Here is a 13,870-nt window from a genome sequence, read left to right on the forward strand (position 1 = left end):
CATGGCGCTGGTCGGTATTAATAACGAAAACGAATTTTACTCCAACCATTATCTGGGCGAAGTCTTTACCAGTGATATCCGCGATGTACTGGAACCCTGGATTGAGCAGGAAAATGCCGCTCGCGAAGCTGAACGCGCTGCCCGTGAACAGGGCAAAGAGGTTGAGGCGGGCTACCGCGCACCGTGGAACCAGCTTTACAGCCTGGCGACAGAGTTTTTCCGCAAACTTACTGAACATGAGAAACAGCGCCAGATCCCGCAGCGTCTTGCCGATCAGCGCAGTCGCTGGCAGCCGCTGTTAAAGGCATTGGGTTATGAACTTAATCCGCACATTCAGATGCTGGATGACGATACGGCTTTGCCGGTACTGGCTCGTTACAACAGCACTGACGGCAGTCCCTGGCTGTGGATTGTTGAAGCACATGACCAGGACGAAGGAACGCTGGATCCGCTGGCGCTGTCGCTGCTGACCGCGCAGTTCCCGGCAGATACCGATAAATATAAGCGCGACAGCCTGCGTAAAAAAGCCAACGGTGAATATCGCAGCTGGCAGGATCTGCTCTCCACGGTTGTCTTCACACAAAATGAACCGCCGCGTTTTGTGCTGCTGCTTGGCAACCGCCAGCTGTTATTGCTGGATCGTACTAAGTGGGCGCAAAACCGTCTGCTGCGTTTTGATTTTGAAGAAATTTTAAGTCGTCGCGAGATAGATATCCTGAAAGCGACATCGGTGTTGCTACACAAAGATTCGCTGTTGCCAGGCAGCGGTGCGCCGTACCTCGATTCGCTGGATGACAATTCGCACAAGCATGCGTTTGGCGTGTCGGAAGATCTGAAATATGCCCTGCGTGAGAGCATTGAGCTGTTGGGTAATGAAGCGATGCGTTATCTCATCGACAACGAGCTGGCTTATTATACCGGGAAACGTGCTATTAACCCGGATGAGTTGAGCCGTGAATGTCTGCGGTATATGTATCGTCTGTTGTTCCTGTTCTATATCGAAGCGCGCCCGGAACTGGGCTATGCGCCGATGACCGCCAAAACCTATCTACAGGGCTACAGCCTGGAAACGCTGCGCGATCTGGAGATGATCTCGCTGACAAGCGAAGAAGATCGCAATGGGCGCTACTTCCACGATAGCCTGAATATGCTGTTCAAACTGGTGCGTGACGGCTACAGCGGCGGCGTGAAAATGCAGAGCGACCTGGAGAGCGGCGACCGGATCACTATTCACAGCCATCAGTTCAGCGTGCCGCGTCTGGAAAGCCATCTTTTTGAAGCGAATAACACCCGTATTCTTAACCGTGTGGTGTTCCGCAACGAAACCCTGCAACAAATTATTCAGGCGATGTCGTTAAGCCGTCCGGGTAAAGGACGTTTTAACCGCCGGGGGCGTATCTCCTATCGCCAGCTGGGTATCAACCAGTTAGGTGCGGTGTATGAAGCGCTGCTCTCCTACCGCGGATTCTTCGCCAGTGATGACCTCTACGAGGTGAAAAAAGCCGGAGAAGAGTTTAACGAGCTGGAGACGGGCTATTTCGTCAGCAAAGACGAGATCGGCAAATACCACGACGACGAGAAGGTCTACGAAAAAGACGGTAGCCTTCGTATTCATCGTAAAGGAAGTTTTATCTACCGCATGGCCGGACGCGACCGCGAAAAATCCGCCTCTTACTACACCCCGGAAGTGTTGACCCGCTCGTTAGTCAAGTATGCCCTGAAAGAGCTGTTTAAAGAGCAAATTGATCCGATTATCGATCCGCATGCCAAAGCCGATGCCATCTTAAATCTCACCGTATGCGAACCGGCGATGGGTAGCGCGGCGTTCCTTAACGAAGCTATCAACCAGCTGGCGGAAGCTTACCTGTTCCACAAACAGCAGGCGGAAGGTCGCCGCATTCCTCAGGATCGCTACACCCAGGAGCTGCAACGGGTGAAGATGTACATTGCCGACAACAACGTCTTCGGCGTGGACTTAAATCCGGTGGCGGTGGAACTGGCGGAAGTGTCGCTGTGGCTGAACGCCATAAGCGGCGATGCATTTGTACCGTGGTTTGGCTACCAGCTGCACTGCGGCAACTCGCTGGTGGGCGCACGCCGTCAGGTGTTCAACAAGAGCGAGCTGACCTACAAAAAAGCGAAAGATCCGAGCTGGCTTAACAGCGAACCGGCCGAGCTGGCGATGAATATTACACGCGAAGAGAAGCAGATTTTCCACTTCCTGCTGCCGGATAGCGGTATGGCCAACTACAGCGACAAGACCGTTAAGCAGCGCTATCCGGATGATTTCAGAGCACTGGACAGCTGGCGCAAAGAGTTTACCAAAAGCTTTGCACCGCATGAGATTGTCGATGTGCAGCGCATCAGCGGCAAAGTGGAAGCGCTCTGGAACACGTTCCGTCAGCAGCTGAGGGCCGAGCGCCAGAAAACCGCCGATAACTACCCGGTATGGCCTGCTGAAAGTACGGAGCAAATCCGCTCTTCTTTACGCAGCAAAGATGAAACCTTCAGCGGTCGCCTCGAAGATAACAGTACCTATCAGAAACTGCGCTGGGTGATGGACTACTGGTGTACGCTATGGTTCTGGCCAATCGACAAAGCGAATGAACTGCCAGATCGCGGCATGTGGCTGATGGAGATGGAGACGCTGATCGACGGTATTGTCGTCACAGAAAGAGTTACTGAAACCACAGAACAGACCACCGGCGAGCTGTTTGCTGATGAGGGCATTGTGCGTGAAGAGTCTTCGCTATTTTCCGGTGCAGGACGCCTGAAAACCGATGTGCTGTTCCGCCATTTACCACGTCTGGCGATTGTTGATGCGCTGAAGAAGCAGCACCGTTTCTTCCATTGGGATCTGGAGTTTTGCGATCTATTTGCCGAGCGCGGTGGTTTCGACCTGATGCTTGGAAACCCGCCGTGGTTGAAAGTAGAATGGCAGGAAGCTGGCGTGCTGGGTGACTACGAGCCGGAGTTTGTGCTGCGTAAGCTGAGCGCCTCTAGACTGGCAACATTGCGTATTGATACTTTTAACCAGATTCCGGCACTGGAAGATGCATGGCGCAGCGAGTACGAAGGTTGTGAAGGGATGCAAAACTTCCTTAATGCGCAGCAGAACTACCCTGTACTACGCGGTGTGCAGACTAATCTGTATAAATGCTTCCTGCCGCAGGCATGGCGCTTAGGGGCTCAGAAAGGTGTGGCAGGTTTCCTGCACCCGGAAGGGATTTATGACGATCCGAAAGGCGGGCAATTGCGTGCGTCGGTGTATCCGAGGCTGAGGGCGCATTTTCAGTTCATTAATGAAACTAAATTATTCTCTGAGGTACATAACCAGACATTATTTAGCATTAATGTTTATGGTCCTTTTTATGTTAATCCAGAATTTTATCATGTCTCTAACTTGTTCATTCCACAAACAGTCGACGCCAGTTTCGGGCATAGTGGTGTTGGAGTTGTTCCGGGTATAAAAGAAGAAACTGAGATCGATGGTAAGGTTAAAGTTAAGTGGAATTTTCAGGGGCACATAAACCGAATTGTTCACATTGATTTAAAACAGCTTGGCCTATTTGCCCGTCTTTATGACTCTGCTGATACACCAGCACTGGAAGCTCGTCTTCCTGCATTGCATGCAATACAATTGGTGGCTGTGCTTGAAAAATTTGCCATACAGCCCAAACGTTTGGGAGATTTGCAGGGACAATATTTTTCAACGGTTATGTTTGACGAAACATACGCGCAGCGTGATGGAACAACCAAACGAAAAACTCAATTCCCAACCGATGCTTCACAATGGGTCTTGTCTGGCCCTCATTTTTTTGTTGGCAATCCTTTCTATAATACGCCTAGAGCGGTTTGTGACACGAATAAAGCATACGATAACCTCGATCTACTAACTTTGTCCGATGACTATCTGCCGCGCACTAACTACATTCCGGCATGTGATGCACAGGAATATGCCAAACGTACTCCACGCGTTACATGGACTGAACCAGGCGAAGATGAACCGAGGAAGGTGACGGATTATTATCGTTTTGTTAACAGGAGAATGTTTGGTGGGTCTTCTGAGAGATCTTTTATCTCTGCAATTCTTCCCAAGGGATTTGCAAACATCAACACATGTGTCGCGACAGCGTTTGAGTCAACTAATATTCTGGTTAATTTCACCGGCCTTTCACATTCAATTGTTTATGATTTCATTTTGAAATCAACTGGAAAATCAGATCTGTATGGTGCGCAACTCGGTGGGTTCGTTTATACAGAAATATTTGGTGTAAAAATAAGGACCTTATTATTAAATGCTCTTTCAAGTGAATACGCCGAGCTCTGGCAATCCTGCTATACCCCAGATTTCAACACTCAGCGCTGGAGCCGCAATCTCCCACAACTACCCCAAGATTTCTTCGCCAACCTGGCTCCTGAGTGGCAGCGCAATTGTGCATTACGCTCCGACTACAGCCGCCGTCAGGCGCTGTTGGAAATAGACGTACTGGCGGCGCAGGCGCTGGGGTTAACCCTCGAAGAGCTGCTGACTATATATCGCGTCCAGTTCCCGGTAATGCGTCAGTACGAAGCCGATACCTGGTACGATCAAAACGGCCGAATTATCTTTACCCCAAGCAAAGGGCTGGTGGGCGTTGGCCTGCCGCGTACCGCGCGTAAAGCGGACCTGAAAAACGGTTTTGTCTTTAACGTCGACAGCCCTGAATGGACCAGCGGCGACTGCACCGATCAAGCCATCGGCTGGGATGATGTCAAGCATCTGCAAACCGGTACCGTCAGCGTCACTTTTGATGACTATACCCGCAGCGACGAAGGCGAGCGCCGAACCGTCACCTGGCAGGCTCCGTTTATCAAGCCGGATCGCGAAGACGACTACAAAGTGGCCTGGGCATTCTTTGCACAAGATAAGGAGAGCACCTGATGCTGCCTTCCGTTGTCAGTCGGCAGGTTGCCGACAGCGTTGCTTCCTTTTTACGGGCTGCCTTTCCGCTTAACAGCCCGCTATTTAACGGTGAAGAAAACAATAACGTCTCGATGCTGGAGCAATTTCTGTCCCAGCCGGAAACGCTGCTGAAAGGGCCGTATCTTTCCGCTCAGCTGCCGTTTCGTAAAAGTGACTTACCGCTGAACTTCTTCCCTAACCTGACGCTGCCGTTCCCACCGCACGCGCATCAGGCGCAAGCGTTTCAGCGCCTGGGTATCGAGACGCCTCAGCCGACGCTGGTGGCAACCGGGACGGGTTCCGGTAAAACGGAATGTTTTATGTTCCCACTGCTTAACCATTGTGCTGGGGCATCAGAGGCCGGTGTTAAAGCGATCATCATCTACCCGATGAACGCCCTGGCAACCGATCAGGCCAGCCGTTTCGCCAAAACCATCGCCAGCGATCCACAACTGCATGGCAAGGTGACCGTCGGTCTGTTTGTTGGCGACAGTGAAATCGAACCTAGCAAAAAGATGTCTGCGGATAAAGTCATCACCTGCAAACATACCCTGCGTGAGAATCCGCCGGATATCCTGCTGACCAACTATAAAATGCTGGATTACCTGCTGATGCGCCCCGGCGATCAGAAGCTCTGGCGCTATAACCAGCCTGGGTCACTGCGTTATCTGGTGGTGGATGAACTGCATACGTTTGATGGTGCGCAGGGGTCGGATCTGGCCTGTCTGGTGCGCCGCTTAAAGCATCATATTGGTGTCGATGACAAGCGTTTTGCCTGCGTGGGGACGTCGGCTACCGTAGGTGACGAACAGGGACAACTACTCGATTACGCGAAAACAATCTTTGATCAGCCGTTTAGCGATGACGCGGTTATTCGCGAAGATCGCTACACGGCGGCAGAGTATCTGCAGGGTTATACCATCGAGTACAGTCAGTATCCGGGCCAGGATGTCAGCGCTGCGCTGGATCCACAAACGTACGCCAGCCCGGTAGATTATCTGAACGGACAAATTCCGCTGTGGTTCCCGGATAGTTCACTGCAATTGCCTGCCGATCTGGACAGCGATCGCGGACGTGAAAAGCGTATTGAGCTGGGCTCATTGTTACGTCGCCACAGTATCCTGCACGTACTGCTTGAGGATTTGCAGGGCGGTATTCTGTCGGAACAGCAGTGCCTGGAAAATCTCCAGGTGATGCTGGCGGAAAGTGTCGGGCATGCGACCCGCGTGCTGCAAAGCATTCTGGCGCTGATTGCTCAGGCGCGCCTGGATGTTCCAGAAAAACAGAAAGATCGGGAAAAACGTTTGCAGGCGAACAAAGCGCGTCCTGTTCTGCCTTTTGTGCAACTACGTTCTCAACTGTGGCTGCGTGAGATGCGCCGCCTGGTTGCCAGCGTGTCAAAAACACCCGAGCTTGTTTTTGCTGATGATGTAGCGGTGGAAGATCGCGAACATTATCTTCCCGTTATTCACTGTCGTGACTGCCATGCTACCGGTTGGGCGAGCCTTCGCCATGGTCAGAGCGTTCAACTCGAAACCGACCTGGACGGTATTTATCGTCAATTCTTCGAAAAAGGCCGTTCTATTGTGTTGGCCTTTCCGGATAACAACGATAAACCGGTCAGCGGTGTTCACCAGAAGCTGTGCCCTTCCTGTTTAAAGCTCAATAAGCAATCTAACGTGCAGTGCGGGCATTGTGGCCATACTGGGCTGCTACAAGTACTTATCCCGGATATGCTCAAAGAGCGTAAGGATGAGCTGGAATTTGCCAACGAATGCCCGTACTGCAACAGCAAACAGGGTATTTCGATTCTTGGGTCACAGGCGGCCAGCCTGTCGGCGGTGATGATCCATCAGCTTTATGGCAGCCAGTTCAACGAACATAAAAAGCTGATTACGTTTTCTGACTCGGTACAGGATGCCGCACACCGCGCCAGTTTCTTTACCGCCCGAACCTGGCCGTTGATGGTACGCGGACAAATCGCCAGCGTGTTGGGTGAAAAAGAAACGTTACCGTTGGATGCCTTTGCGGCACGCGTCTGCCAGCAGACGCGTGAACGTTCACCGGATGACGCTCATTTTGCCGCGAGCTTCATCGCGCCCAACATGCAGTGGATGAACGATTACCAGACGCTGAAGAATGAAGGCCAGCTGGCAGAGAGTTCCGATTTACCGGAGCTGGTTTCTCTTCGTCTCGACTGGGAGGTATACAGCGAATTTACCCTACGCGCACGAATTGGACGTACGCTTGAGGCCACGGGTTACGCAGCTGCAGGAATTGATATTACGCGTTTCAATTCAGCGATAACGGCGCTTCACCAACAGCTTGCCGAAGAGCTGGGTGATGAAATGGTTGGGGTCAGCGTTGAGCAGGTGGCACACCTGGTGATTGGCGTTCTTTGGCATCAGCGGCAGGCGGGAGCTGTTCTGCATCCGGCGTTCGAAAGTTATCGGAGTGAGGGTAAGACCTTTATGATGACGCAGAAGGAGCGAACTTCACGCTATATGCCGTCTATTGGTCCGAAAACGCGTAAACCGGCCTATGCCTCGTTTGAAAAAATAAATGGCTTCCATCGACTGATTGGTGCGAAATCCAACCCCAGCTGGTATCAGCATTGGATCAACCGAACGCTCAGCAACGGCAATAATCTGTTTATCAGCAGCCTGGCCGAGACGGTTTTACGACGTCTGTTTGCGACACTAAAAATGGCCGGGTTGGTAAAAGACTTTGACACAAAAGGCAAAGAAGCTTGGGGGCTAGTACCTTCAGCGCTGGTAGTGAGCCGAGATGTTGTTCAGCTAAACTGCTCTTGCTGTCGTGAGGTTGTTCGGGCACCGGCCGATCAGGGGTGGCACTGGCGAAACGCGCCATGTCTTTCTCTGCGCTGTGAAGGCCGCTATCAGGAAACTGAAAATACAGTGACCTGGCACTGGGATAATATGGACATCGCTCGTGTTCAGGGGGCAGAGCATACCGGATTACTGAGCCGTGAAGATCGTGAGGCTACGGAACAATCGTTCTACCGCGGTAATCAGCCATGGAATATAAACCTGCTTTCGGCAACACCGACGCTGGAGATGGGTATCGATGTGGGTGACCTTTCTACGGTATTACTCTGTTCTGTTCCACCCGCGCAGGCTAATTACTTACAGCGTATTGGTCGTGCCGGGCGTAAAGACGGCAATGCACTTAACATCACGGTGGCTGAGGGGAACCCGCACGATCAGTTCTTCTTTGAAGAGCCTCTGGAGATGATGCAAGGGCAGGTACAGGCCCCTGGTGTGTTCCTGAACGCAACGGCTATCCTGGAGCGTCAGCTGGCCGCATTCTGCATGGACAACTGGGTGAAAACCGGCGTCCCGGCATCTGCTATCAGCAAAAACGTGAAGCAGATGCTGGACGAGCTGGAGTTTGGACACAAGTCTGGGTTCCCTTATAACTTCCTGCGTTATGTTGAACAACATCATGCGGATATTGCTCAGCAGTTCTCGTCCATCTTCCCGGATCTTACGGAAGACACTCGTCTACAGTTACTGTCATATTTGCAAGGGGCATCAGGGCAGCGTTCTCTGGTTCAACGTATCGAACAAGCATTAAAACTGCTGGTGGAAGATCGCAAATCGTTGCGTTCCCGGATTGATAAACTCAAGCGCAGTATCGATAAGCTGGAGAGCGATCCACACGATCAAAACTTTGATAGCGATATGCGCGAGTTAACTTCGGAACGTCAGGCGCTGATGGCGCTGGTGAACCAGATCAATAACAAGCAGACGCTTAATTTCCTCACCGATGAAGGATTACTTCCCAACTATGCCTTCCCGGAGGCCGGTATTACACTGCGTTCTGTGCTGTGGCGGCGCAAAGACGGTGGGGAGACGCGTGAGTATCAGAACACGACCTACGAATACGAACGTCCGGCCTCAACGGCGCTGGCTGAACTTGCCCCGTTGAATAACTTCTATGCGGGCGGGCATAAAGTTGAAATCGAACAGATTGATCTGAAAGTGTCTGAGCCTGAAAACTGGCGTATTTGCAGCCACTGTAACTACAGCGAGAATATCGATCAGACCGGCGATCAGGATAAATACTGTCCAAAATGCGGCACACCAGGTTGGGCTGATGCCGGGCAAAAAACGACGTTATTGAAGCTCCGCCAGGTTTATGCCCGCTCAAGCGCCCGTGACAGCCAGATCAGTGATGAGAGCGATAGTCGAGAACCTGCATTCTTCCAGCGACAGCTGCTGGTCAGCTTCGAAAAAGAGGATGTATCGGCCGCTTATGCCATTGATGAAGGAGAAATCCCGTTTGGCTTTGAGTTTTTGAGCAAAGTGACTCTGCGAGATATCAACTTTGGCAAAATGGCGGATGATGCCAATGAGCTGATGATCGCAGGAGAGGCAAAGAAACGCACCGGGTTTAAAGTTTGCCTCGGCTGCGGCATGGTGCAGCGCCCTCGAGATCATGAACCACGCCATGACCTGAGCTGTAAATATCGCGTTGAACCCGAAAAAGCGAAGTTTGAAGATTATCTCTACCTCTATCGCCAACTGGAATCTGAGGCATTGCGTATCCTGCTGCCGGTAACCAGCTACAGTAACGATCGCGTGGTAGAAGCCTCCCTGGGGGCAGCCATTCAGCTTGGGCTTAAACATTACTTCAAAGGTAACGTGGATCACCTGAAAGGCGTGGTGTATCGGGAGCCGGAAAATGAAGGCGAATCCTGGCGTCAGTATCTGGTGATTTACGACACCGTACCAGGGGGGACTGGCTCACTCAAAGAATTGATGCGTACACCTGACAACCTGCTGAAATTACTTGAGCTGGCCTACAAGGCGCTAGTGGAATGCAGCTGCAACCATGATACGCATAAAGACGGCTGCTATCGCTGTGTTTACGCTTACCGTGACCGCGGGCGTATGAAGTATGTATCAAGAGATCAGGCGCGTCTCTTACTGGCGAAAATCCTGAAGGCCAGTGCTTCTATACGCGTTATTGATTCCATCAAAAACATTTCGCTTGATGCCATGATGGGGAGTGAACTGGAAAAACGGTTCATTCACTGCCTGCAGGATAACAAAAATCTTCTCGTGAGCCGGAGTTATGCCCATCAGAATGCAGGCTGGATTATTAACACCCGTACAGAACCGGCGATGAGCTGGCATCTCAAAGCACAGGTTGATTTAGGGGTTAAAGAAGGAGTAGGCATCCTTAGCCGACCAGATTATGTGCTCTATCCTCTGATGCAGTCAGAAAAGATAAAACCGGTAGCAATTTTCCTGGATGGTTTTGCTTTTCATAAAGATAGCGTGTCGGATGATGTCCAAAAACGGCAGGCGATTAAAGACAGCGGTAATTTTTGGGTATGGACAGTGACCTGGGCAGACCTTCAAGAACAAGGTATTAAACATGTACAGAATGTTATGGGGCTTGGTCATAACCCGGATATGAAACAGCCTAAGTTTTATAACCCGTTCCATGATACAAACTTTGCTACGCTTGAAGGTTCATTCAGGGAGAGAAACAGTTTTGCACTGCTACTCGATTATCTCTCTGATCCCGGTAATAAAACTCTGCTATGGCAGAAAATGGCCGCTGCCTTTGCTTGGGTGTGGCTGGATCCTAAAAAGTCGCAGGATACCGGAGCCAAACAAAAGTACGCCTATGAAATGCAGGAGAACGCTCCCGCTTATCGGTTGAATGCACTTTTGCCTGATGAACCTTTTGTATTTGGTGGTTTACTGGATAGCTGTAGTTCATCACAACAGTTCATTGAGCTGGCAGCCGTTGTTCCTCAACAAGCCATTAAATCAACGACAAGTATTGAACAAATGCGAAATTGGTTGAGGCTGCATATTTGCTTTGACGATCGTCATTCGCAGGATGATGGCTATGAAGCCGGATTTAACGGTTTCTGGTGGATGGTGAATTTACTGCAGTTCCTGCCAGATATGACATTCACCAGCCGTAAAGCGGTTCATTTACCGCAGGAGCCTGAAACGGTAAAAATGCAGACTTCGGTGGTAGTGGATATTCAGCATGACGAGAGCTGGGTGGAGATACTAGAGTTTGGTTTATTGAGCGCAGAAGAAATCGCTTTGCTTCAGTCATTATCACTACCGGCACCGACAGTTGGATATGAATTGCAGGATGACGATGGTGAAATTATTGCGGAAGCCGATCTCGCCTGGCCGTTACAAAAGCAAGCTTTGATTATCGATAACCAGGACTTTACTCCTTTATTCGAAAGTAAGGGTTGGCTCGTTGCGGTCGGGCCAATTGACGAAAGTACATTGCAACATCTGTTCGGAGGTGACAAATGACGGTTCAAGCGCCAATGGTGGCACTTTCTGATGGTTTTCTGGAGGCTTTTGCGCGGATTCCTAAAGCACAGCAAAAAAAGGTCCAGGAATTCATCTCCAAGTTCCGCCAGGATCCGACGAGTAATGGGCTGAACTACGAAAAGATCCACGATGCACGCAGCAATAATGTGCATTCCGTTCGTATTGACCAAACCTACCGAGGGATCGTCCTGAAACCTGAGCAGGGTGCTCTGTATATGCTGATGTGGGTGGATAAGCACGATGAAGCCTACGACTGGGCGCGGCGACATGATTGTGCAATTCACCCGGTTACTGGTGCGATTCAGGTAATTGATGTCAGCTATATTAAATCCGCCTCCGAACCTGCTGTTGTTGATAAACCCAAACTCTTTGCTGCTTATACTGCGGAGCAGATCCTCGCGCTGGGTGTTCCACCTGTGTTTATTGAGCAGGTGATGGCTCTTGTGGATACCACAGGGCTGAATCAGCTGGAAAGCGTGATGCCTGCGGAAGCCTGGGAACCCCTACACTGGCTGGCAGAAGGTCTGGATTACCAGGAAGTGCTGGAGGAGTTTAACGATCACCGTGATGAGTCTGTTGATACCAAAGACTTTATTGAGGCAATTGAGAGAAGTAAACGTCGTTTTCATGTCGTTGAAAATGAACAGGAGCTACTGCAAATGCTCAATGCGCCACTGGAAAAATGGCGTGTATTCCTGCACCCGAGCCAGCGAAAACTGGTGGAGTCTCCGGCAAATGGTCCGGTGCGAGTATTAGGTGGTGCAGGCACGGGTAAAACAGTTGTTGCGATGCATCGTGCACGTTGGTTATCCCAACGCCTGGCCGATAAACCCGGTAAAAAAGTTCTGTTCACAACCTTCACCCGTAACCTGGCGGCGGATATTCGCGCCAACCTCCAGCGTTTGTGTAGTCGTGAGGAGATGGCGCGTATTGAAGTTGTTAACATTGATGCCTGGATGAGCGAGCAACTGAAACGCCATGGATATGATTTCCGCGTGGTGTATGACAGCGATGAAGGGCGACGTAAATGCTGGAACTATGCCTTGCAGCAAGTCCCTGCTGAATTGGGATTACCGGATAACTTTTATTCAGAAGAGTGGCAACGTATTGTTCAGCCGAATGCGGTTTACAGTCGTGAAGAATATCTGAAGGTGAGCCGTATTGGTCGTGGCACGGCGTTATCACGTATTCAGCGTGCGAAAATCTGGCCTGTGTTCGAAGAGTTCCGGGCACAAATGGCGCGTGCCAAACTGCGAGAAATGGGTGATGCCATGCATGAGGCTATTATTCTGTTTAAAGAAAAACAGGTGCAATTGCCTTATAGCAGTATCGTAGTCGATGAAGCTCAGGATATAGGCGCACCGGCCTTTACCCTTATTCGTAGCCTGGTTCCAGAGTCTCCTAACGATCTCTTTATCGTGGGTGATGGACATCAGCGTATTTACCGCAATAAAGTCGTTCTAGGTCAGTGTGGGATTAACGTTCGTGGGCGCCGTAGTAAAAAACTGAAAATTAACTACCGGACTACAGAAGAGACGCGACAGTTTGCTGTCGGGTTGTTAACCGGCGTTAAGGTTGACAACCTGGATGGTGAAACTGATTCCTGCAACGATTATTTATCATTGCTTCATGGTGAAAAACCCATGATTACTCATGCTTCAGATTTTAAGGAAGAGGCTGAGACGATTATCAAGCAAATTCAGGCGTTGTTAGCCAATGATGTCCGTTCCCAGGATATCTGCATTACTTCCCGCACGCGGCATACGAATGAGCGCTATGTGTCAGCTCTGAATGAAGCGGGAATTGAAACTTTTAATTTAGGGAACGATAGTGGCGACAGTGATCAACGGGCCGGTGTTCGCATTGCAACAATGCACCGCATTAAAGGGCTAGAGTTCCAGTATGTGTTCCTTGCGGGTATCAACGATGGCGTTGTACCGGAAGTAAAAGCCATAGCATCTGACGATCCTGTTGAACAACGTGATGCACTATTTAATGAACGTGCGCTGCTCCATGTTGCAGCAACTCGTGCGGTAAAAGGACTGTTTGTTTCTTCGTACGGCGTCCCAAGTACATTATTAACAGCGGAGTAATATTTTTTTTGTATGGGCCAGGAGTAGCAAACTTTCCTGGCCCGCATATCAATTTTTATGTTATCAGCCATTCTTAATAGTTTTGACCTGCCCCCAGGATTAGGTACAACCTTCAGTTAGTAATATCGGTTGGTTTTTCTTCATATTTCCTGTTTCGCCAGCTCGCTGCAAATTCAGCCGGCGTCTGGTAATTCAGCGATGAATGTGGTCGACACTCGTTATAATCCTGCCGCCAGTCATTAATGATTTCCCGGGTATGAAGAATATCTCTGAACCAGCGCTCATTCAGGCATTCATCCCGAAAGCGGCCGTTGAAACTCTCAATAAATCCGTTCTGAGTTGGCTTGCCAGGCTGGATTAAGCGCAACTCAACACCATGTTCAAAGGCCCATTGATCGAGCGCGCGGCAGGTAAATTCCGGGCCTTGATCGGTTCTTATCGTTGCAGGACAGACAGGTTCCTGAAGAGTGTATGTATATCCTGATAAGTTT

The 13,870-nt window shown here is 50.4% G+C and carries 3 protein-coding genes and 1 pseudogene; 3 read left to right on the forward strand and 1 reads right to left on the reverse strand.

Features of this window, described 5'->3' with window-relative positions; translation table 11 throughout:
- Position 1: 1 nt before the first annotated feature.
- Genes M2416_RS14780 through M2416_RS14790 form a run of 3 tightly spaced genes read left to right on the forward strand, consistent with a single transcriptional unit; the run spans position 2 to position 13,379 of the window.
- Complete coding sequence (locus M2416_RS14780) at positions 2–4,924, forward strand: class I SAM-dependent DNA methyltransferase (RefSeq protein ID WP_259225429.1); 4,923 nt, start codon at positions 2–4, stop codon at positions 4,922–4,924.
- Positions 4,924–11,265, forward strand: a complete 6,342-nt coding sequence (locus tag M2416_RS14785; protein ID WP_259225432.1) for a DEAD/DEAH box helicase — start codon at positions 4,924–4,926, stop codon at positions 11,263–11,265. The genes M2416_RS14780 and M2416_RS14785 overlap by 1 nt, the downstream gene beginning before the upstream one ends.
- Positions 11,262–13,379, forward strand: coding sequence for an ATP-dependent helicase (locus tag M2416_RS14790; RefSeq protein ID WP_259225434.1), 2,118 nt, complete (start codon positions 11,262–11,264; stop codon positions 13,377–13,379). Before M2416_RS14785 ends, M2416_RS14790 begins: the two co-directional genes overlap by 4 nt.
- Before the next feature lie 112 nt (positions 13,380–13,491).
- Here the strand turns inward: M2416_RS14790 and M2416_RS14795 are convergent.
- A pseudogene (locus tag M2416_RS14795) lies at positions 13,492–13,827 on the reverse strand (integrase core domain-containing protein); the annotation flags it as partial.
- Between the last annotated feature and the right edge of the window lie 43 nt (positions 13,828–13,870).

The organism is Klebsiella sp. BIGb0132 (assembly GCF_024810075.1).
GTDB lineage: Bacteria > Pseudomonadota > Gammaproteobacteria > Enterobacterales > Enterobacteriaceae > Klebsiella > Klebsiella terrigena.